Origin of the sequence: Paenibacillus oceani (genome assembly GCF_014705615.1) — a bacterium.
Taxonomy (GTDB): domain Bacteria; phylum Bacillota; class Bacilli; order Paenibacillales; family NBRC-103111; genus Paenibacillus_AB; species Paenibacillus_AB oceani.
In genome coordinates this window covers 58,752-80,666 of record NZ_JACXJA010000020.1, presented here as the reverse complement: position 1 = coordinate 80,666, position 21,915 = coordinate 58,752, and the positions used below count along the sequence as shown (strand labels likewise).

Genomic DNA, 21,915 nt, shown 5'->3' with positions numbered 1-21,915 from the left:
GCCGGTTAACCGTCGCCCAGCAGTTTGCCGACGTCGTCGATCAATTGAAGCGGACTGAACGGCTTCACGATATAAGACGTAATGCCCGCCGCTTTGGCCCGTTCTTTATCTTTCTCAAGCGCCTTGGCCGTGAGCAGAATAACCGGAATGTCCCGATTCGGCGAAGCGGAGCCGCGCAGCCATTCGCAGACTTCCACCCCGGTCAGCTCCGGCATCATATAATCGAGGATCACGAGATCGAACGTCTCCGCCTCCAGCCATTCCTTCGCCTGCCGCCCGTCCTCCGCCTCCGAGAGGGCATACCCTTCATCCGCCAGCGTCTCCGTAAGCAAGAAGCGGAGCGACGCTTCGTCGTCCGCAAGTAAAATCGTTTTGACCGTCATGCTGCTCTCCCCACCCATTCTGCCAGTACATAAGTTCTGGAATTATTATATCATTTCCTTCGCGATGTGGGCGGCAAAAAAAAAGAAAAGCAAGACGGCTAGCGTCCTGCTTTTACTTCGCTACATTTTGCACCAGATCCCGGGTTTTGACGATAATTTTACGGATGCTGTCCTCGGACAGATGGAACCGCTGGATCAGCTCGACTACGCTGCTGCCGTTTTTGTACAGCTGGTAAATCTCGCGGTTGCGCTTCTCGATCAGTGTCCGTGTTCCGTTATTCTCGCCCCAGCCTGCACGGGTTTGCCCGATTTTCGGTATATAAACAAGCTCGCCTTGAATGTATTTTTGTAATTCCTTCAATAAGCTAGGCGGAAGAAAATCCTTTCCGTTTTTGTAACTCATTGATGAAAACCTCCTCTTGAATGTGTGGTTCCAGAACCGACCCAACGTTAACGAGCGCTTTCATCTTCTCACCTCCTATTTAGAATGGGATCGTACGTTGCCGTCCGATCAGCCGCGAGCGGCGGATTCGTCCCGAAAAAGGGAACAAAAAAACACGATAACCCGCATCGTGCCTGTGTCGTCGTATGTATAACATGCGCATCAGGTGAAGGTTAAGATAGGTCGTATTCGGTTAAAAGCGGTACACCTCTTGTTTTTCGTTGACAAACTTTTGCATTGCCGAACGCCTCCTTTCACCTAGGATGATTTTGGTCGATACTTCAAGGGTCGTCATCACTCCGAACCCGCTTGGCGGCGGTTAAGTGAATGTATCCCCTTTTGGTAACACTACAATTATATGGGATACGGCTTATTTCATCAACCCCGGCAACAGGAAAGATTATTTATAGCTATACTCTCCTTGCAGGAAGTAATCTTTACGGAATACATGTTTTTTCGAAACGTCGCTTACAGCTGCGCATCAATCGAAATCATGAACAAAAACTCTAACGGACACAGCGGCCGTTTTGTGGTGAATTCAATTAATTGGATTTCTAACGGACATTGATGCAGCTATTTGGTGGGAAGTGTCACTTTAGGAGGTGCTTCGGAGTATATAAGCGCTGTGATGACCGTTACGTTTTTAAACACTGTTTTTTAGCGAAATTGCCTCCACCATGTCCGTTAGAGTATGGTTACATTTAGGGCCCATCTACGATTCAACACGGTGATCATACTTAAACATTGATTTTCTTTCAAAGATAAACGCCTACCGGTGTCTTTTGACGCTGGCGTTTACCGTTATATAGAGCCACTCCCACGATATACTTCTGATAAATTTAGAAAAGCCGCCGGAACCATTCATCCCGGCGGCCGTCATTGCTGAAGCCTGTCTAAATTATTGCCGATAGTTAAGCCAGAATGCCCATAAACTCCCGGACAAACCGGGCGTACACCTGCACAGTCAGCTCCAGCTCGCGGATCTCCACATATTCCACGTCGCCATGCGCGGTAAGCTGGTCCGGTCCGTGACACAGGGCGGGGACGCCGAGCGCGTTCGCCAGTATCCCGGCATCGGTGACGAGCTTTTTGCCGACCGAAGGGAACTCGACGTTTCGTACGGCCACGACGGCGCGGCGCAGAGCGGCAACGGCCTCGCTGTCCTTGTCGAGCCGGTAACCGTCGCGGACTTTTTTCAGATCCAGCTTGATCCGCACCCCGTAACGCGCCGCCAGCTCATCCAGACCGCCCCGCATGATGCTTTCCACGTCTTCGTACTTCTGGACCGGATTGTACCTTCTCACGCCGACGATTTCGGCTTTGTTCGGCATCTGGTTGTAAAACTGTCCGCTATGAATCGAGCCGACGAAATACGAAGCGTACCCGATATCTTCGATATAGTCGTTCTCCAGCTCCACGTTCCAACGGTCCAGCAGCCCCACCACCTCGGCCGCGACCGAGATCGGATGCGGCGTCCCCGGCGCCGTATGAAGCTGGTGGCTCGGCTCCCCGTCGCGCTCGATCGTAATCTCGAACGTCGCGGACCCGAGCTGGGCTACGGTACATTCCGTGGTAGCCCCTTCCATAACGACAACCGCGTCGGCTCTCAGCGGAACCCGCTCCGTCAGGGCGATCAGGTCTTCCCCGCGCCCTCCGGGACTTTCGTGCAGGCTGTTGGATACGAGCATCAGCCGTCCCGGCAGTACCGTTCCCGACTCTTGAAGCACCCGGATCGTCTCCAGAAAGCAGGCGAGCGAGCCTTTCATATCATTGGTGCCTCTGCCGTAAATGCGGCCGTCGCGTACCTCGGGCTCGGCATGATCCAGAGGGATCACGTCCATATGGCCGTTAAACAAGATTGTTTTGCCGCCGTTATCTTCTCCGTACACGGCAACCAGCGTAGGGTTGTTCGGGTAAAACTCGTATCGTTCGACCAAGCAGCCGACTTCCTTTAACATCTGCTCCAGCCGGTCCGCTACGTCCTTCGAATTTCCCGTCTTGCTCGGAATGCGTACGAGCTCCAGCGTATCCCGGATCACCCGGTCGATGTTGACTTGATCCAATTGTGCCGACATGGTGCAGCGCTCCTCTTCTCGTCGAATATAAGCCGTCTCACCCTCTGCCTACTACCGGAGGAACGAAGACGGCCTCCTCCTTGCTGTTCGGACGCAAAATATCGAGGTCGCAGCCTTCCGGCGCCTGCAGCGCATGTTCGGCGAACAGACGCGGGTATCCCCGCTTGTGCTGCGGCTCCGGCTTCGTCCAAACCGCCATCCGGCTTGCGATCTCTTCATCGGGCAGTTCGAGCTGGAGGGTCGAGTGTTCAAGATCGGTCGTGATCCAGTCGCCATCTTGCACAATAGCGAGAGGTCCGCCGATAGCTGCTTCGGGAGCGACGTGCAAAATAACGGCACCATAGCTCGTTCCGCTCATCCGGGCATCGCTGATCCGCACCATATCGCGGACACCCTGCTTCAGGAGCTTTTGCGGGATCGGCACTTGCCCCCACTCCGGCATTCCCATCGCGATCGGTCCGCAGTTGCGCAGAATAAGCACACTGTCCGGCGTTACATCGAGATCATCGCGGTCAATGCGCTCGAGCATGTCGGCATAATCGTTAAAGACGACCGCCTGCCCCCGGTGTTTGAACAGCTCGGGAGAAACGGCGGATTTTTTGATCACCGCGCCTTGCGGAGCGAGGTTGCCTTTAAGCACGGCAAGTCCTGACTGTTCCTTGAACGGTGCTTCAAGCGTAGCGATTACTTCTTCTTCCCCTTGGAACCTCGGCAGCTCGCGGCCGTACGTCCGGGCAATCGTCTCTCCCGTGCAGCTCAGGCAATCGCTGTCCAGCACCGGCAGCAGATTGCGGATGACCCGCTGCAGTCCGCCCGCCTGAAAGAAGTCGTCCATGCTGTGCGTTCCGCTCGGCTGCAAATTCACCATCAGCGGGATGCCCTCCGTCAGTTCCTCGTAACGCTCGATGGGAATGCGGATGCCAAAACGTCCGGCTATCGCCGTGAGGTGGATCGCCGCATTCGTCGAGCCGCCGATGGCGGCAAGCAATTTAATTGCATTATGAAAAGCCGATTCGGTCATCAGCTTCGAAGGTGTCAGGTGATCTTTAACCATCTGGACGATACGTTTGCCCGTCGATTCCGCAGCCATTTTCCGGGAAGCGTGCGTCGCCGGAATGCTTGACGTTCCGGGCAGCATCATACCGAGCATCTCGGACATGCTTTTCATCGTCGAAGCGGTGCCCATGACCGGACATCCGCCAAGGCTGCACGAAATCGACTGCTCGAGTTCTTTCCAATCATCATGCGACAGCAGCCCGGCCTTGTAATCGTCCGAGTATTTCCACAGATCCGTTCCATAATTGACCGTTTTCCCGCGGAAGCTGCCGGAAGACCGATGACCGGCCGCGAGCTGCAAAGTCGGCAAGTCACAGCTGGCTGCGCCCATCAACTGCCCCGGAACCGTCTTGTCACATTCGCACAGCAGCACGACGCCGTCGATCGGCTGAGAACGGATGCTTTCTTCTATATCCATCGAGAGCAGGTTGCGGTACATCAGATCGGAAGGCTTCATGAAATCCGCCGGCGTAGAAATCGTATGCATCTCGATCGGATATCCGCCCGCGAGCAGCACGCCCCGTTTGACATGCTCCACCAATTCCTTATGTGGATAATTGCAGCTGTTGAAGTCGTTCCATGCATTAAAGATCCCGATGATCGGCTTGCCGACGAACGACTCCGGGTTGTGGCCCATCGCCCGCATGGCGGAGCGGTGTTGGAACGTCAATTCGGCGTTATCATTTTCGAACCATTCACTGCTGCGTAATTTCAAGACGCTCTCCCCTTACCTCGGTTCAATATATTAAACAATAATCATTATATTGATTTTACGAAAACGAAAAGCAAGGGTCAACTTCTTTTTTGGTCATGTTATGCGAAACGAAAATAACGCACCAGTTGTTTGCAAGAGCATAAGTTCAATATATGGAATCCGATTCAAAGACACCTAGCAAGCTCAGCCGATTATTGAGCGGTATACCCTCCGTCGATTAACAGCGCTTGCCCCGTTATCGCCCCCGCTCTATCTCCGGCCAAATACACGGCATAGTCAGCGATCTCGTCGGTTGACAGCAGTCTGCGCTGCGGGACCAGCGGATAGATGACTTCCTCCAGCACCCGGTCCTGTCCGATACCGCGACTGCGCGCCAAATCCTCCAATTGATTGCGGACGAGTGGGGTGTCCACGTATCCCGGGCAGAGGGCATTTACCGTAATGCCGTCCGCCGCGGTTTCCAGCGCCGCTACTTTCGTGAGCCCGATCAGCCCGTGCTTCGCGCTGTTGTAAGCCGCTTTGCCTGCAAAGCCGACGACGCCGTTGATCGACGCCATATTCAAAATGCGTCCGTACCGCTGACTCTTCATGACAGGCAGCACTTGCTTCATGGCCATAAAAGGAGCGGTCAGCATCAGCTTGACCATCCGCTCGAACACGTCGGTCGGGAACTGCTCCAATAAAGCAACATGCTGCATGCCGGCATTGTTCACTAGAATATCCAGCCTTCCAAATTGCTTGACGGCTTCATCGATCGCCTGCATCAGGTCCGATTCGATCGTCACGTCGCATCGGATGCCGGCGCACGACAACCCTGACAGCCTCAACTGTTCCGCCGCCGCCTCCACCTTGTCTGCATCGATATCCGTTAGCACCACATCGGCTCCAACCTCTGCCATAGCTTTCCCTATCTGCAGCCCGATTCCGCTCGCTGCGCCTGTAATAAATGCAACCCGGTTGTTCAGCACCGTTTGCGCCTCCTTTGCGGCTGATGCCGCGCTTTATTTTCATAAAGTGGTGCTGCAAGTATCGTGCCAATTGTGAGGCACAGCAGTGGCGTAGCGATTGCAAGGGAGGGGTGAGAACAACGGGAGCTGGGAGCGAGTGGGGGGCTGGAGCTCGGAGGCGGCAAGCCTCACGTGGGGGTGGGTTGCAAGGGATTGGAGCGAGCGGGAGAGCGGAGGCGGCAAGCTACGCAGGGAGCTTGGACCGTCAGAGGTGAGCCGGCTGTAAAGATGATTAGCGGGAATACGGTCGATTGTCCAGGGACGTAAGCGGATGAGGGGCGATCCTATTTCACGAAAAGGTCTGTCTACACAGTTTTTTGGCGATTTTTGCGCCCCATTTTAGGACCGGTTTTCCTTGAGAAAAAAGACCTCCGCTTCCACTTCACAGTGAAATTTGAGGTCCTCAAGTTTGAAAATCGGGACGTTCCCTTACCCTACGAACATTCATGGGACAGATCCCGCTCCCCTATAGGAAAAACGGCGGACTCGGGGCTATGGTTTGGATGGAGCGCAACTTGTGGTCGTTAGTTGTGCCAACCTTTACGTGGGTAACAGGATCGGCTATAGGCCTCATTCGCACAGAAACGCCGCACACCTTTTTCCGCAAACCCGGAAATTTGTATCTCTTTGCGGAATTTACAGGCGAACAGCGCGGTCAATGTCCAGATATCCCCGGTCCTTGTTTACGCTTCTTCCCGCATCCGAAGGGCGATACCCGCGCGAATCAGGTTTTCCTCCAGCCTCTGCATCAGCAGCAGCTGTTGGGATTCGTCCGTACTGATCCATTCGAAGCGGACCGTCTCGCCCGGCCGCAATTGGGCCAACACCGGCATATCCGCCTCCGCCACCTGGGCGATTCTCGGATATCCGCCTGTCGTCTGGCGGTCCGCCATGAGGACGATCGGATAACCGTCCGGCGGCACTTGCACCGTTCCGGCCGCCACCGGCTCGGAAAGCATGCTCCCTCCGCCGGAAAGGCCCATGCGAAGCTGCGGCCCTTCCAGCCGGCAGCCCATCCGGTCGGAGCGGTGCGACAGTACGAACGCCGTATCGCCAAACCGCGCAGCGCTGTCCGGCGTAAATCGTTCGTACTCGGGCCCCCGCGTTATCCGCACGACCGGATGGTCGTTATATGCCGGAAGCGCGTAGGGGCTGACGCCCCATGGGGCGGGCGCCCAAGCCGCGTTCCCGGCCTGCCAGCGCAGCGCCGCAAGCAATCCGGCGGCTGCCGCACCCGGCGCGCCGAGCGGAAGGACGTCCCCGGCTTGCAGGGGACGTCCTTCCAGGCCGCCGAGGCGTGCGGGGACGTGCGTGCTGCGGCTGCCGAGCACCGCAGGCACGGCGAAGCCGCCTGCGACCGCGAGGTAGGCGCGGCAGCCGTCCGCAACTCGCGCGAAGGCGAGCACGGAGCCGCGGCGGACGAAGACGGGGCGCCACGCGGGCAGCGGGCGGCCGTCGACGGTCGGCAGCGCGCCGCCGCCGGTGACGGCGACGAGCGAGTCGGCGTCCAGCCGGAGCGCGAAGCCGGCGAGCGTCAGCTCGAGCGCGGCCGCATCCGGAGCGTTGCCGACGAGCGCGTTCGCCGTACGGTGCGCGAAGCCGTCCATCGGACCGGATACGGAGACGCCGATGCGCTGATGACCGAGACGGCCGCCATCTTGCACGGTGGCGAGCAATCCGGATTTTATAACAACCGCCGAACCGCCGGCAGGGGGTTGCTCTTGTCCTAGCTTATTCTCGGACGCCGCCAGCTCCTCGAACCGCTCCGGCGTTATCGCTTCGAAGCGGACCCGGTCCCCCGGCCGCAGCAAAGACGGCCGCAACTGATCGTGAGGGCGAAACAGCGCCAGCGGCGTCCGCCCGATCAGGTTCCAGCCTCCCGGCGTGGCCTGCGGATACAGGCCGGTCTGCGTCCCGGCAATCCCGACGCTGCCTGCCTCGACTAGCGGACGGGGCGTATCCCGGCGGGGCGTCGCCAGCTCATCGGGGAGTCCCGCCAGATATGGAAATCCCGGCGTAAACCCGATCATGGCGACGACATAGTCGGCACCCGCATGAACTGCCGCAGCCTCCTCTGCACCTAACTGGCGGCAAGACGCGAGCGCCTCCAGATCAGGCCCGTAATCGCCGCCGTAACATACCGGGATAACTATCGTTTCCGTCTCGGCCGTATCGGCAATTCCGCCTCTTTCCAACAAACTTTGCACGGCATCGCATACCGCTTCAAACGGCGAATTAATGTTCCCTTGTTCCCCCTGCTCGCTCCAATTCCGGTATACGATCCATGGATCGTAATAAATCGCCAGAGCCGCATAAGCCGGTACCGCTTCAAGGAAGCCCGGAAACGGCTCCGTTTCCAGCCGGCCCGCCAGACCGCGCACATTTAGAATTGTCTCGGTCTCGATCCGCTCCCCAAACCGTACAAGCGCACAAGCATCGCCCAAAGGAATGATAATCGGCCCCGTACTCCCGCTTTGCAAACGCCGCACCTCCATGTTCCGTCTCTCCATCAGCCTGCCCCCTGCCGGACTTCCTTGTCGGTTATTTCCCCCTGTATCTCACAAGTACCGCCAAGGGTTAGTTCCGTTTCATTTCGTCTTCTCACGCACGTTTATCACAAATGGAATTCTACCACAATTAGTCGCATAATGCCGATCAACTATTGAGGAATACTGTCGAAAATCATCCGTTTTTCACCCGAATGACGGAAATTCGTGACTTTTATCACACTCCATCCCGCCCGGCTCTAGTATAATAAAACTATAATGCGCCAAATCCGCGCAATTTTGAGGGAGGAACTGTCATGAGGTTCGGTCTTGTCCGAAAATTAGTGCTCGGCATATCCGCAGTTTCCATTATTACATACGGCACAAGCGCCTTTTTCATCTTTGTGCTAAAGCCTCTGATCGCGCCAAATATGGCCGACTGGCTTTACGTCAGCAGCATTCTGGTCTTGGGCATTTTGTGGACGAGCTTCCTCGGCTGGCTGGCCGCGCAAGTGTTAATAAAACCTCTCCTTCGTTTAACGGCTGTCGTGGATGAAGCGGCGACGGGGAATTTGAACGTATCGATCCCGGAATATAGGTCCAACGACGAGATTATGCGCCTGCATCGCTCCTTCGGGACGATGCTCGGGAACTTGAGGCAGATCATTTCCGATTTGACGGATAACGTCGCGATCGCGGACCGGAGCGCGAACTCGCTCAGCTCTGCGATCGGTCAGGCGACTCAACAGATTGAGACGATCGCCCTTACGATCGATAAAGTAGCGGAGGGAGCTTCCAGTCAGGCCGGTTCCGCGCAGTCGATGTTTCATTCGGTGGAGCGGGTAACCGAAACGGCCGGAGAGGTGAACCGTCAGGCGGAGCATGCGATCGAGCTGTCGGACACGATGGTCCGTACGATTACCGACAGCGGGGATACGTTCCGTTCGCTCGTCGCAGGCTTGGAGGACGTATCCGAGACTAGCGAAAGAACGCTCAGCATCGTCCGCAAGCTGGATCAGCATGCCAAGGAGATCGGACAAATTTCCACCCTCGTCGGCGAAATCGCCGGACAGACGCAGCTGCTTGCGCTAAATGCTTCCATTGAAGCGGCTCATGCCGGGGAACACGGACTCGGCTTCTCCGTCGTCGCGGAGCAGATCCGCAAGCTGGCCGCTACCAGCTCGGAGGCCGGGGAGCAGATCCATACGCTGGTTCGGCAAATGCAAGCTCAAACCGACGTCGTCGTCCGCGAAACGGACAACCAGGTGCGGCTGATCCGTACGGAGACGTCCAAGGGCGAGTCAGCCGGCCGGGCTTTGTCGGAAATAACGTCCTCCGCTCAAGAAACGGCGCAAGCTTTGCAAAGCATCGTCAGCTATATGAGCGGTCAAGCGGAGCAGATCCAGCGAACGTTCGAGGAGGCAAAGGGGATTGCGGACATTGCGGAGACCATATCCGCTGGCGCCACCCGGGTAGCCGGGGCGACCCAGGAACAAACTGCGGTGATGGAGGAAATTGCCGCTTCCTCCGACGTTCTTCGCAGCGAATCGGAAGACTTAAAGCGGAAAACGGTCATTTTCCGGTTGTAGGAGTATTTTCCGCTCAACGCGCGACTACCACTGTAAAGTGCAAGCACACACGGCGTGTCCAACCTCCGGACGGGCAGCATGAATAAGTGATGCTGGCATTTCCGCCCCAGCGTCTGCCCTGCGGCAAGGCGACTACCATCAGGCAGCCGGGCGGCGGCATCACATCCTACCATCGCCTGCACGCGACCAGGCTGGGATGAGGGGAGCGTGGGGCGAATGTCACCCCCGGAAGCCCGTCACCACTTCCCAGTTTCCGTCCACCGTGGCTTTCACCGTCTTGCGCTCAAGGATGTAGCTCGCGATCAGTTCGGACATGTCTATCGGAATATCTTTGACCACCGGCTTGCCGGCATACATCGTATAGTCGCCGCCGCCCCCGGCGCGGTAATTGTTCATCACCACGTCGTACTCGCCGTCCGGGTCGACCGGCTGTCCGCGATGGGTCAGTCTGACGACGCGGCTTCCTTCCGGACGCGATACGTCCAGCGTATATTCGATCCCTTCCCACATGTCATAGTTGTAATGCTGCGGCTTGGGCACGGCAAACTTCGGATTGATTCGGATCGCCCCGTCGTCTCCAACCGTAAAATAGGTTGCATTCCGCTCCAAAGCCGCCGCCATATCCCGTCCGGTAATGCGGATCACCTTCAGCGTATTCGGGTAAATGTAGTTCGATACGATATGACGCATCGTCACTTGAGCCGGGAACCCCGGCGAATCGTCGGTGAACAGCGCGGTATTCGATATTGCCGCTCCGGACGTCTCCATCTGCACCTTATTAATAAACTCGATCAGCGCATTGTCCTTCGTCCGGATCAACAGCGGGTCGCGAACCGTCATATCCCCCTCGATCGTGCCGATCGGCGTATCGAGCCAGACTTGGGCCGCCGCTTCATAAGGTCCGGCCAATGCTACGATATCCGGGTCTGGCACAATCCCGCTTACGCTCAGCAGCTCCGAGCTTTTGTCCGCTACCCGCCAACGGCCGCCGGACTTCTCCAGTGTCAGCTTGACGATTCCGGCTTGCTGACCCAGATGGCCCGGCTGCACGATCGTCACCCCGTTAATCGTTAGGCCAGCCAATTCCCGGTGCTGGTGTCCGGTTAGCAGTACATCGATGCCCGACACCTCCATGCACAGCCGGTAGCCTTGATTTTCCCCCGTCTGCCTCTCCGAGGCTACTCCCGTAACCGGATCCGATTCGAATCCGCCGTGATACGAGATAACGACGACATCCGCCTTCCGTTCCTCGCGCAAGTAGGGGACCCACCGTTTCGCCGTTTCGACCGCGTCGATAAAATCGAGTCCCTGAATATGGCTCGGATTTTCCCAGTTCGGAATATACGGCGTCGTCAGCCCGAGAACCGCGACAGTCGCCCCGCCGAACTCCCGGATCACATAAGGCCTGCCGAAAGCCGGCTCCTCCGTCCCTTCTCTGACGATATTGGCCGACAGCCAAGCAAACGCGGACTCCCCTATCGCTTTGTTCAGCACGTCCAGACCGTAGTTGAATTCGTGGTTGCCGATCACCGCAGCGTCGAACTTCAGCTCGCTCAGCGCCAGCCTTACGGGAAGCAAGCTACCGTGCAAATCGCTGGTCTCCACAATCGTAATCCGGACTTGTCCGTCTGCTTGAAACAATGCGGCTCCTCCTTGCGCGTTTTCTTCCCCCCACTATAGCAGTGCAAAAGCGCCATTACAAACCGGGCCTTCCCTCCCGAATGACCCGATCCCCCGGCTCGCTTCAAAACCCGTCTCCGGGCAGAAGGCGGATTGTTTTTTGTTGACATATTCCTCAACGGCCGTACAATTAAAAGCAACGAAAGGTGGTAGCGACTATGAGCGAATTCGGCATTTTACTCCGCCAATTGCGCAAGAACAAAAAAGTAACCCAGCGGCAGCTCGCCGATTGGGTAGGGATCGACTTTACGTATATAAGCAAAATCGAAAGCGGCACGATGGACCCTCCGGCCGAGGATAAAATTATCCGCATCGCCGAAGTGCTCGGCGCAGAACCGGAAGAGCTTATTTTGACCGCCAAAAAAGTGCCTACCAGCTTTCAAAAACTCATCGTAGAAAATAGAGAGGTGCCCGTCTTCCTTAGAAAAGCTTCCGACCTCTCTCCCGCTCAATGGAAAAAAATTCAGGATATTATAAGCGAGCCGGAGGAGGACGAACCTTCGTGACGACGGCGAAATATATTACGCAGGAACGGATGGAGCTGCTGACCGAGCGCATCCTGACCGACTACGGCTTCGATCCGCACCAGAAGCGGGTCCAAAACGTGCCGATTGAAGAAATCGTCGAATTTCATTTCGACCTGCACATTTGCTGGGAACCGATCGATCATTTCGACCCGGACGGAATCGTGATGGCCGCCATCCTGCCGACGGAGAGACGAATCGTGCTGAACGAAACGCACCGCGAGCTGTTCGACAGCAAGATCGGCACCTATCACTTTACCTTGGCCCACGAGCTGGGTCATTGGGTGCTTCACTCCTCGGGCACGCCTTACCGGCTCCGCCTCCGCGACACCGGTCCGACCGGTCGGTCCGGCAGCTTGAACACAGACGGAGCGTTACACGAAACGGCGACAGCAAGGCTTGAGCCGGTCCGCCCCTACTATTGCCGGAGCACCTCCAGAAAACCGCCCGAGGAAGTCCAGGCCGACCTATTCGCCGAATGTTTGCTCATGCCGCGCCCGATGATGGAACGTACCGTCGGTCAATTGCGCAAAATGGGGAAAATTCACCTCTCCCATTTATACGGGCTCGCCGAATGTTTTCGCGTATCGATCTCTGCGCTGTCGGTCCGCTTGACCCGGCTGCAGCTGCTGAATATCGATGCCGACGGAAACGTACGTCGTCCAGACGCAGATCGCAACACGCATGAGCAGTTGACGCTCGATCTGTAGTTTGGCGCGCCTCTCATGTTGAGTTGAACTTCCACGCAAGATGGTGATAAGTTTAGTTCCTTCCGGATTGGGGAACTCTGGTTATGAATGCCATGAAACGTTTACAGCCTTAAGGAAACGGCTTGTTTGTGGCATATCAACGACCTCGGGAGCCCTGCACATGAGCTGTAAAATCGTTGTCGGCATGCCGGTTTATAATGAAGCTTCAGCACTGCCCAAGCTGTTTGTCAAATTGGAACGGCTATATATAAAGCTCGGCGATTCGCTGCATCTCGTCTTCGTCGATGACGGGAGCACAGACCAGACGAGGACGCTTCTGTCCGACTTCACCGGCAAGTTTCCGGGAGCTTGCCTGCTCGTTCACGAAGCCAACCGCGGTCTGGGCGAAGCGATGAACACGATGTTCGGGCATATGGTGCGACACTATGAAGACCGCGACATTCTCGTGACGCTGGATGCGGACAATACGCACGACCCGAATCTCATCATGGCGATGGTCCGAAAGCTAAAAAACGAGCAGCTCGATCTCGTCGTCGCCTCCAGATTCGTCCCGGGAGGACGGGAGCTCGGATTGCCGCTGCTTCGCAAGCTGTACAGCCGGGGAGCCCGGCTCTTTTTCAGGCTGCTCTTCCCGATCGACGGAGTGAACGATTATTCGAGCGGTTTCCGCGCTTACACAGCCGGGATCATTCGAAAGGCGATCCGGGAGTATCACGATCGTCTGATTACGTTAAGCGGTTTTGCCTGCACCGCCGAAATTATCGCCAAGCTCGGCCGCGTCGGGGTGAAAGCCGGGGAAGTGCCGCTTACGCTGGAATATTTCTTGAAGGAAGGCCGCAGCAAAATGAACGTGAAGCAAACCGTCGCCGGTTATTTCCGGCTTGTGCGCGCCGTCAGGCTGCCATCAGCCGAAACCGGACCGGAGTTCACGGGGGTGCCGGAGCAAAGTGGAGAACAACGAACATAAACTGCCTTCCAATGGAACCAGACACGACGGACAGGCCGGATACACCAAGCAGGCCAGACACACCAGGCAGACCGGTCATACCGAACATACCGGACAGGCCGCATCCATCCGTTACCCGGACGCCAGGTCTGATCCGGACCGGCGGTCCCTCGCTCCTTCGGAAGCGCTGAAAGCGGCGGAATATCCACTTCGTCCTACCGTGAAACAAATGAACGTTCGTTCGTTATGGGAGCTGCTCTTCACACATCGGACTTTGACGGTGATGGTCCTTCTGTTCCTGCTCGCGATCCGGCTGCCGCACATCGGCGACTCGCCGTTCGGCTACGATTCCTGGCGCCAATCCGATACGGAAGCAATGGCCCGCAATTTCGTCGAGCGTCGATTTAACGTGTTGTATCCCCAACTGAATTACCAGGGGCCAATGCCCAACTATGCGCAGCTGGAGCTGCAGATTACGACGTTTCTGATCGCCATTCTGTACAAGCTGTTCGGCTACAGTTATATTGCGGCCCGGATCGTGCCGGTCGCGTTTTTCATCGGGTCGGCCTGGTTCGTATACCGGATCGCGGCGAGGCGTTATTCGGCTGCAGCAGCTCTGTTCGCTTTGCTGCTATACGGACTGCTGCCCCTGAATCTGTTGTATTCGCGGGCGATTATGCCCGAATCGGCGGCGTTGTTTTTTTATACCGGGGCGTTTTACTGGTTCTCGGAATGGATCGCCAAAGAAAAGCGGAGCCTGCTGCTGGCCGCCGCCCTGTTCACATCACTTGCGATATGCGAGAAAATTCCGACAATGTTCGTCTGTGTCCCGATGCTGGCTATGGTGATCGCCAAGTACAGAGGCGGCGTGTTCAAGCGGCTGGAGCTATGGGGCTTTGCCCTGCTCTCGCTGCTGCCGCCATACGTCTATTACGCATGGCTCGGAACGTTAGCCGAATCGACGTTCGTCTCGGGCATCGCCTCCAAACATATCGTTCCGCGATTTGCGACGGCGGCGTGGTCGTCGGAAGCTCGGCAGTTTTTTGCCACCGAGATACCGAAAGCGTTTACGTGGACCGGTCTGGTTGTCGCTGCGGCCGGCCTGGTCCTGCTCCTTGTCCGTAGAAGAGACTTCCCCCTGCTCATCTGGACACTGGCGATCGCCGCCGAGCTCGCAACGATTGTAGCGGTCATCCGCTTCCCTTATTATATGATTTTTGCCGGACCGCTGATCGCCTTGCTTTCTGCGGGGGTGCTGGAGCTATGGATCACGCTCAGCCGTGACCCGAACCGGAGGCGGCGGGGCGGCAATGGGAGAGGTTTTTCCAACCGTTCCCGGCTCGCAGCGGGCTTGTGTGCGGTGGCAGTCTTAGCCGTCATAAGCGCGGAAAGTTACCGTCAGGTCGCGCCAGTCATCGGCATCCAGAACGATGAGCTTATTCGCCAAGCCGAGGTCGTAGAGCGCCTGACCGAACCCGACGATCTCATCGTCACCGGTACCGATGATCCTTCTCTGCTGAACGCTTCCCACAGAGCCGGCTGGCGGGTGACGAATTCGATCCCGGGCGACACGGTCGCGGAGCTCGATTACTTCGTAAGGGAGGGAGCCGTTTATTTCGTGCCGTTAAAAGGCTACATCGACGGGGATCCGGACGGCTTGCTCAGACGGACGCTCGAAGAGCGGTATCCGAAGCTGGAAGCCGGATCGGAGCATTACATATACAAGCTGCGGTAACGCCGGTGCTCGGCTGTCCGGATGCCGCCGCCAGATTACCCGAGCTCCGGAGACCGCAGCCCGCTTTCCTCTTCTTTACACCGAAACCGCTAGCGCAGCACAGGCGTTCCTTGTGAAGACGGCGCAGCGGGTGCGGCGGCCCGTCTCTCTTCAATCTGATCCGCCACGTAGGCGGCAAAAGGCAGCGAACAGGTGAAGGCCGGCGATACGGCATTCAAAATATGCATCGACCGGCTGTCGCCTTCCAGCACGAAATCCTGAACCAGCTCCAGCGTTTGTTTGTCGAGCAGTTGGGCGCGGATGCCCGGCCGCAGAAAATCTCCGAACCCTTTAGGGTCGAGCTGCTTGATCATTTTTAGCGAGAGCCCGATAAAGTTCGCTTTGTTATATTTTTTCATTTCCTCCACCGCCAGCCTCCGGAAATGAAACGAGTTGGTCCAAAACAGCTTAGCTTCATAAAATAAAATTTGAAAAAACTCGGACATCTTGAACCGGTGAAGCCCTTTGTAGTTTTCCCGCCAAAAGGCGGGGATCGCCGTAGGCCCGATCTTGATGCTTCCGTCCACCGTCTTCGTATAATGGACGCCGAGAAACGGATTGTTCAGATTCGGCACCGGGTAAATGTTTGTGCGGACATCCGACTTGTTTTTGGCGTATTTCAAGTAGATACCCTTAAACGGTATAATCGTATATTTCCTGCCGAAGCCGAAGTCGTGAGCCACTTTATCCGCGTACAGGCCGGCCGAATTAATGAAATAGCCGCAGCCGAACGGTCCGCGGTTCGTCAGGATCGTATCGCCTTTATGCCCCGCGTAAGCCGTATCGAAGAAAAAGTCGACGCCTTGCGAAGCAACTTCCTTTTTTATGCACATGCACACTTCCACCGGGTCGACCGACGCCGTATTCGGCGAATAGAGAGCTTTCTTAAAGGTCTTCACGTTCGGATCGATTCGCACCGTCTCCTCTTCATCGACCCAGATCAGCTCGACGCCGTTACGCTCGGCGCGCCGTTTCAGCTCCTCCAGTCCGGCCAGCTCCGACTCGTCCGTCGCTACAACCAGTTTCCCGCACCGGTTCAGCTTCAGACCGTGCTCCCGGCAATACGCCTGCATCGCTTCATTGCCGTCCCGGGTAAATTTCGCCTTCAGGCTGTCGGCCGTATAATAAAACCCGGCGTGCAAAACGCCGCTGTTCCGCCCGCTGGAATGCTTCGCCACATCCGGCTCCTTCTCGATCACGGCGATCCGGGCTTCGGGATAACGCCGCTTCAATTCCCGCGCAATCGTCAGTCCGATAATGCCGCCGCCTGCAATCAAGTAATCGTACCGCTTCACTAGGACGTCCTCCTCTGACTTTCGAGTGACTCCCTTCATTGTACACGGAAACCAACAGGCAGAAGTGGCCTCTTATCCCTGTCAGCAAATTTTTTTGTGGCTGCTTGTCTTCACGTGCGCACGCTCATCTCCCCCTGACGCATCCGCCCGGTTTATGATAGTATGGAGGTTGATCGAAGATGACGGGACAAGCTACTACCGTACCGGAGGACATGCATTGAAAACATTAATTATCGCTGAAAAGCCGGACATGGGCCGCAATATCGCCGCCGCCATCGAACCGAAAGCGGCCAACAAGCGCACGCATCTCGAAGGAGAGCGTTACGTCATTACTTGGGCGATCGGCCATCTGATCGGACTCGCGGAACCTGACCATTACGATGAAAAATATAAGAAATGGAACTTCAACGATCTGCCCATCGTACCCGATTCGTTCAAACTGCTGCCGAACCCGAGAACCAAGGATCAGCTCAAGGTCATCCAGACGCTGGCCAAAGACTGCGGGGATATCGTCAACGCATGCGACGCCGGGCGCGAAGGCCAGCTGATCTTCGCTTACATCCAGCAGCATCTGAAGCTGCGCCAGCCCGTACGGCGGCTGTGGATCTCCGACCTGACCCCGGAGACGATCCGCCGCGGCTTTGCGGAGCTGAAGGACGGCAGCGAGTACGAGCCGCTGACCCGGGCGGCCCGCGCCAGGAGCGAAGCCGATTGGCTGATCGGGATGAATGGCTCGCGCGCCTTCACGACGAAGCATAACGAGCTGCTGTCGGTCGGACGCGTACAGACGCCCGTGCTCGCGCTGTTGTATGACCGTCAAAAGCAGATCGAGGCGTTTACGTCTGCGAAGTTTTACGAGGTCGAGGCGTTTTTCGACCAGCAGGAGACGTCCTATCGCGGCTTGTGGCAGGGGGTTCGGCTTACGGACCGGGAGAAAGCGGAAGCGCTCGCCGCCAAGGTGAAGGGCAAGCCCGGCGCTGTCGCCAGCTACGAGGTCAAGGATACGAAAGAATATCCGTTCCGGCTGTACGACTTGACCTTGCTGCAGCGGGAGGCCAACGCCAAATTCAGCTTCCCCGCCAAAAAGACGCTCGACATCGCCCAAGCTCTGTATGAGAAACATAAAGTCATCACGTACCCGCGGACCAACTCCAACTATGTGAACGAGCAGAATATTCCCGAGATGCACCGGGCGCTCGACGCGCTGCGGGGCACACCGTACGAGAAGCTGGCCGGCGGGGCCGAGAAGCGGCTGGTGCACAAAAACAACAAGGCGGTCTGCAACCCCGCCAAGGTCGAGGATCACCACGCCATCCTGCCGACGGCCAAACGGGCCGGTTCGCTGAGCCCCGATGAGCAGAAGCTGTACGATCTTATTATCCGGCGCTTCCTGTCGCACTTTTACCCGCCTGCGGAGTACAAGGTGCATTCGATCTTAACCGAGGTCGAAAAGGAAACGTTCAAGACGACGATCAAGCAGCTGCTCAGTCTCGGCTGGAAAGTCATTTACGAAGACGACAAAACAAGCGCCAAGGATACCGGCAAAAAGTCGGGCGGCAAAGGCGGGAAAAACGCCGAAGGAAAAGACGGGGAAGGCGGCGATTCGAACGAGCCGGAGGAAGAGCTGGTCGAGACTCCGTTCGTCCTGAACGCGGACGATCCGGTGCATTGCCGCGATTCGGCGGCCAAGGAAAAGGAAACGCAGCCGCCGAAGGCGTATACGGAAGGGACGCTGCTGAAGGCGATGGAAAGCGCCGGCAAGCAGCTTGAGGACGAGGAGCTGCGCGATGCGATGAAGGACGGCGGCCTCGGCACGCCGGCGACGCGGGCCGCGATCATCGAGCGGCTGAAAAACGTCGGCTATGTGACGATGCAGGGCAAACGGATCGCCATCACGCAGAAAGGGCGGTCCGCGGTCGAGCTGATCCGCGGCGCGGGCATCGAGCTGCTCACCTCGCCCGAGATGACCGGGCAATGGGAGCGGCGGCTTCACGAAATATCCCGCGGCCAGGCGTCGGACGCCATGTTTATGGAGAACGTGAAGAAGTTCACCCGTTCGATCGTCGAGAAGGTACGCATCCAGCCGCGCGCGGCCAAAGCCGCCTTCGAAGCGCCCGAGCCGCCTGCCGGAAGCAAGGGCGGCGGCAAAGGCAAGGGCAAGTCCGCCCGGGGTGCGAAAGCGGCGGGCGGTGAAAACGGCGCTGCGGCTGCGGCGGGAGCGAAGACGCGTGGTGCCGCGCGCAGCGGCAACGTCAGCGGCGCAGGCGGAAGCGCGCAGGGCGCGTCCGGCGGCGCGGCAGCCCAGACCGGCGAGCGCGAATATATCGCGGACTGCCCGCGCGAAGACTGCGGGGGCCGTATCTTTATGGGCAACAAAGGCTACGGCTGCAGCAACTATAAAACCGGCTGCAAGTTCGTCATCTGGAAACAAAGCCTCGGCAAAACGCTCACGCCTGCGATGATCAAAAGCTTGATCGAGAAAGGCCGCACGAGCAAGCTGAAGCTGGTCGACCGGGCCGGCACGCCTGTCGAAGGGCGGATCGTGCTAAAGGACCCCAGCATCGGGCAGGTTGAGATCGAGATGTTGTAGGGCCAGGGACCGCGATCGGGTTCGGGGGCGGCTTCGGGGTCCGGTTTCGGGGTCCGGTCCGGAGCCCGAGCCACCCACTCTTGGACGAGAATTCGTTTGAATAAGAGCGGTTTGCACCCTTTATTTTGCCTGGAACCGGCTCGGACAGAGAAATAAGAGCGGTTTGAAGCCCTTATTATCCGTGAAACGGGTACAGAACGAACCCAACGGATGAAATAAGAGGCGCAAACCGCTCCTATTTGCTTCAATCGTGCCAATATGCCGAAAAAAATAAAGGGTGCCAGGGACTCTTATTGTGTTTAGGGCCGCATGGTGTTATGGAGCTGTATTTTGTTTTAGGATCACAGTGTGTCTTAGAGCCGCATTATGCTTTAGAGCCGCATTATGCTTTAGAGCCACATTGTGCTTTAGAGCCGTATTGCGTTTTAAAGCCCGCATCTCTGCTGCTACGTGTAGGCGTACTTCTCCTCCGCTGATTGGTCAGCGCAGCCGGACTTCCTTGCCCGTGCGGGAAGATTCGTAGATCGCGAGCACGATCTCGACCGCGTCCCGGCCTTCCTTGCCGGTAATCAGCGGCGGACGGTTGTTGCGGACGGCGTCGACCATATCCTGAATTTGCTCGCCGGTCGTATCGTTTGTCACGTTCAGCTCGACGTTTCCGATTACGGCCGCTTCTTCCGCCGCCATCTGGTCGCCGCGGATTTTCCAGTTCGTAATCTGATTGTTTCTCATCCCGATTCCGCCGTCTTCGCCGTAGATGTCCAGCGACGTGCCGAAGCCCGGATACGCCGAGGTCGTACCGGCAATCGTTCCGCAGGCGCCGTTTGCGAATTTCAGCAGCGCTACTCCCGTATCTTCCGTCTCGATCCGGTGCGTGCTGACCTGCGTATGTCCGATGACCGACTCGACCGGCCCCAGCATCCACTGCATCAGGTCGATCGTATGAATCGCCTGGTTCATCAGCGAGCCTCCTCCGTCCCAAGCCCACGTTCCTCTCCAGCCGCCGTTTTGCTCGTAGTATTCCTGCGTCCTGTAAAAATGAATGTGGGCGTTCGCCATGAACAACTTGCCCAGACGTCCGCTGTCGACGGCCTGCTTCATATGGCGGATCGCGGGCATAAGCCGGATCTGGAATATGCAGCCGAACTGCAAATTGCGCTTCGCGAACGCTTCAACCGCCATGTCGATTCGTTCGAGCGTAATATCGAGCGGCTTCTCGGTAATCGCATGCTTGCCCGCTTCGGCGATCTGCAGCAGCATCTCGGTATGCAGCCCGCTCGGGGTGCAGACGTGAATCAGATCGATATCCTCGCGCTCCAGCAGCGAACTGAGATCGGTATACGCGTCGATCCCGTGCTGCGAGGCGAACCGGTCCGCCGCTTCCTTGTTTTTGTCGCATACCGCGAGCAGCTCCGCGCCTTTGGCGCGCAGCAGCCCGTTTACGTGTGTCTGACCTCTCCCCAGTCCGACTACCGCGGCGCCTACATTGGACTTATCGCGCTTTTTGTTCATGATTGTGTTCTCCTCTCCGGAATGGCTGGCTGTGAAGCCTGGATTGCAAACTATACTTACCCGAATCTGTTCCTGACTACGGCACTCTCGTCCGCCTCAATGACGGCTTTGCTGGCCTCTATGATATCGCGGTGCGTAAACGTGCCGGGACGGCCGGCCACGCGATCGAGAAAATCGGATACGGAAGTCGCGGCCACCGCAACCGGCGTCATGACCGTACCCAGCTGATCCGACGCGTCTCCCCTGGTAATCCGCAGCTGCGCCCTGTTTTTTCCGTCCGCGGCATCGTAGCCTACGCTCCACTCTGCATATCCTTCGGTACCGGCCACGACGATCCGGCTAAACCGCCCGTCCGTATTGCAATCCGGCGTATGCCAATCCGCATACAGCTGTGCGGTCGTCCCGTTGTCCAGCACCGCCTGCACAGAGGCAACGTCATAAAAGTCCGGATACTCCGGCAATATATTTTTGGCCAGAACGCTTTGCGTCAAGACGATCTCTCGCCCGGTCAGCCAGCGCAGCAAGTCCGTATCGTGAATAAGCAGGTCGATCAGCACGCCGCCGTTCTGCTTCTTGGAGAAATGCCACGTATCCCGGGCGGACGGCATCAGCTTATGAGGACTGGATATATGGATATGAACCACTTTGCCCAAAGTACCGGCAACGATCTCCCGCTTCAGCACCGTCATCGCTCCGCTGAACCGCTTCGGCAGCATCAGTCCGATCTGAATCGCTCCCCGCTCCGCGACCGCCTCGAGCCTCTGCAAGCCATCCCGGTCCGTAACGGCCGGCTTGTCGAGCATGATATGGATGCCTCTTCGTTCGCATGCTTCGATTAGCTCGATTTTCTCATTATTCACCGCTGAGGAACCTACGATCTGCACAGAGGACGCCAGCAGCTCCTCCCTGTTACCCGCGAGCGGGATCCCGTACAGCTCGGCGTACCGGTTCGCCAGTTTCCAATCTTCCGGATCGTATATACCGACGCACGTATGACCGGCATCCAGCATCTCTTTAATAAATGTCGAGATATGCCCGTGGCGACATCCGATAATCGCAAACCGAAATGACATGTCGCTCTTCGTCCCCCTTTAGCCGATAGAGTGCTAACTCTCTTTACAACAACAGGTT

Annotated in this window: 17 protein-coding genes; 7 read left to right on the top strand and 10 right to left on the bottom strand. The window is 57.3% G+C overall.

All coding sequences use genetic code 11. From position 1 onward, the window contains the following. Positions 1–5 precede the first annotated feature (5 nt). From IDH45_RS15965 to IDH45_RS15945, 5 genes are all read right to left on the bottom strand, one after another. Entirely contained in the window at positions 6–383 is a 378-nt protein-coding gene (locus IDH45_RS15965; protein WP_190929121.1) for a response regulator, read from the bottom strand. Positions 384–495: 112 nt separating this feature from the next. After that, entirely contained in the window at positions 496–786 is a 291-nt protein-coding gene (locus IDH45_RS15960; protein WP_190929120.1) for a CD3324 family protein, read from the bottom strand. A gap of 950 nt (positions 787–1,736) precedes the next feature. After that, positions 1,737–2,900 (bottom strand): M20 family metallopeptidase, encoded by a 1,164-nt coding sequence (locus tag IDH45_RS15955; RefSeq protein ID WP_190929119.1) that lies wholly within the window; start codon positions 2,898–2,900, stop codon positions 1,737–1,739. Positions 2,901–2,937: 37 nt separating this feature from the next. Further along, positions 2,938–4,671: a dihydroxy-acid dehydratase gene (locus tag IDH45_RS15950; RefSeq protein WP_190929118.1), complete on the bottom strand. Its 1,734-nt coding sequence runs from the start codon at positions 4,669–4,671 to the stop codon at positions 2,938–2,940. 191 nt (positions 4,672–4,862) lie between these two features. Beyond that, positions 4,863–5,639 (bottom strand): 3-hydroxybutyrate dehydrogenase, encoded by a 777-nt coding sequence (locus IDH45_RS15945; protein WP_190929117.1) that lies wholly within the window; start codon positions 5,637–5,639, stop codon positions 4,863–4,865. A gap of 136 nt (positions 5,640–5,775) precedes the next feature. Between IDH45_RS15945 and IDH45_RS34690 the strand changes: the two genes are divergently transcribed. After that, entirely contained in the window at positions 5,776–5,904 is a 129-nt protein-coding gene (locus tag IDH45_RS34690) for a hypothetical protein (protein WP_263364828.1), read from the top strand. Between the two features lie 457 nt (positions 5,905–6,361). Here IDH45_RS34690 and pxpB read toward each other — a convergent pair whose 3' ends face one another. Beyond that, positions 6,362–8,188, bottom strand: coding sequence for a 5-oxoprolinase subunit PxpB (gene pxpB, locus IDH45_RS15940; RefSeq protein WP_190929116.1), 1,827 nt, complete (start codon positions 8,186–8,188; stop codon positions 6,362–6,364). 293 nt (positions 8,189–8,481) lie between these two features. Here pxpB and IDH45_RS15935 point away from each other — a divergent pair, with 293 nt between their 5' ends. Continuing rightward, positions 8,482–9,753, top strand: coding sequence for a methyl-accepting chemotaxis protein (locus IDH45_RS15935; RefSeq protein WP_190929115.1), 1,272 nt, complete (start codon positions 8,482–8,484; stop codon positions 9,751–9,753). Positions 9,754–9,972: 219 nt separating this feature from the next. On the opposite strand, the gene IDH45_RS15930 is transcribed toward IDH45_RS15935, so the two are convergent. Further along, complete coding sequence (locus tag IDH45_RS15930) at positions 9,973–11,394, bottom strand: bifunctional metallophosphatase/5'-nucleotidase (protein WP_190929114.1); 1,422 nt, start codon at positions 11,392–11,394, stop codon at positions 9,973–9,975. Between the two features lie 197 nt (positions 11,395–11,591). Between IDH45_RS15930 and IDH45_RS15925 the strand changes: the two genes are divergently transcribed. The 4 genes from IDH45_RS15925 to IDH45_RS15910 all read left to right on the top strand — a co-directional run bounded on the left by IDH45_RS15925 (position 11,592) and on the right by IDH45_RS15910 (position 15,348). Further along, complete coding sequence (locus IDH45_RS15925) at positions 11,592–11,939, top strand: helix-turn-helix domain-containing protein (protein WP_190929113.1); 348 nt, start codon at positions 11,592–11,594, stop codon at positions 11,937–11,939. Then, a complete protein-coding gene (locus IDH45_RS15920; protein ID WP_190929112.1) occupies positions 11,936–12,667 on the top strand; it encodes an ImmA/IrrE family metallo-endopeptidase in 732 nt (243 codons plus the stop codon). The genes IDH45_RS15925 and IDH45_RS15920 overlap by 4 nt, the downstream gene beginning before the upstream one ends. 160 nt (positions 12,668–12,827) lie before the next feature. Further along, entirely contained in the window at positions 12,828–13,634 is an 807-nt protein-coding gene (locus tag IDH45_RS15915; RefSeq protein WP_190929111.1) for a glycosyltransferase family 2 protein, read from the top strand. Continuing rightward, positions 13,615–15,348, top strand: a complete 1,734-nt coding sequence (locus tag IDH45_RS15910) for an ArnT family glycosyltransferase (protein WP_317891217.1) — start codon at positions 13,615–13,617, stop codon at positions 15,346–15,348. The genes IDH45_RS15915 and IDH45_RS15910 overlap by 20 nt, the downstream gene beginning before the upstream one ends. Positions 15,349–15,437: 89 nt before the next feature. Here the strand turns inward: IDH45_RS15910 and lhgO are convergent, their stop codons facing one another. Then, positions 15,438–16,682 carry an L-2-hydroxyglutarate oxidase gene (gene lhgO / locus IDH45_RS15905; protein ID WP_317891216.1) on the bottom strand — a complete coding sequence of 415 codons (1,245 nt, stop codon included), beginning with the start codon at positions 16,680–16,682 and terminating at the stop codon, positions 15,438–15,440. Positions 16,683–16,899: 217 nt separating this feature from the next. Here lhgO and IDH45_RS15900 point away from each other — a divergent pair, with 217 nt between their 5' ends. Beyond that, on the top strand, positions 16,900–19,272 hold the full coding sequence (locus IDH45_RS15900) for a type IA DNA topoisomerase (RefSeq protein ID WP_190929109.1): 2,373 nt from the start codon (positions 16,900–16,902) through the stop codon (positions 19,270–19,272). A gap of 480 nt (positions 19,273–19,752) precedes the next feature. Here IDH45_RS15900 and IDH45_RS15895 read toward each other — a convergent pair whose 3' ends face one another. Then, positions 19,753–20,784: a Gfo/Idh/MocA family protein gene (locus IDH45_RS15895; protein WP_190929108.1), complete on the bottom strand. Its 1,032-nt coding sequence runs from the start codon at positions 20,782–20,784 to the stop codon at positions 19,753–19,755. Between the two features lie 56 nt (positions 20,785–20,840). Next, positions 20,841–21,857 carry a Gfo/Idh/MocA family protein gene (locus IDH45_RS15890; RefSeq protein WP_190929107.1) on the bottom strand — a complete coding sequence of 339 codons (1,017 nt, stop codon included), beginning with the start codon at positions 21,855–21,857 and terminating at the stop codon, positions 20,841–20,843. Positions 21,858–21,915: the final 58 nt, after the last annotated feature.

Bases quoted from the DNA above. Each gene is read 5' to 3' on its own strand.
- IDH45_RS15960 (WP_190929120.1), bottom strand. From the start codon at position 786: ATGAGTTACAAAAACGGAAAGGATTTTCTTCCGCCTAGCTTATTGAAG.
- IDH45_RS15935 (WP_190929115.1), top strand. From the start codon at position 8,482: ATGAGGTTCGGTCTTGTCCGAAAATTAGTGCTCGGCATATCCGCAGTT.
- IDH45_RS15965 (WP_190929121.1), bottom strand. From the start codon at position 383: ATGACGGTCAAAACGATTTTACTTGCGGACGACGAAGCGTCGCTCCGC.
- IDH45_RS15890 (WP_190929107.1), bottom strand. From the start codon at position 21,857: ATGTCATTTCGGTTTGCGATTATCGGATGTCGCCACGGGCATATCTCG.
- pxpB (WP_190929116.1), bottom strand. From the start codon at position 8,188: ATGGAGAGACGGAACATGGAGGTGCGGCGTTTGCAAAGCGGGAGTACG.
- IDH45_RS15925 (WP_190929113.1), top strand. From the start codon at position 11,592: ATGAGCGAATTCGGCATTTTACTCCGCCAATTGCGCAAGAACAAAAAA.
- IDH45_RS15955 (WP_190929119.1), bottom strand. From the start codon at position 2,900: ATGTCGGCACAATTGGATCAAGTCAACATCGACCGGGTGATCCGGGAT.
- IDH45_RS15915 (WP_190929111.1), top strand. From the start codon at position 12,828: ATGAGCTGTAAAATCGTTGTCGGCATGCCGGTTTATAATGAAGCTTCA.
- IDH45_RS15895 (WP_190929108.1), bottom strand. From the start codon at position 20,784: ATGAACAAAAAGCGCGATAAGTCCAATGTAGGCGCCGCGGTAGTCGGA.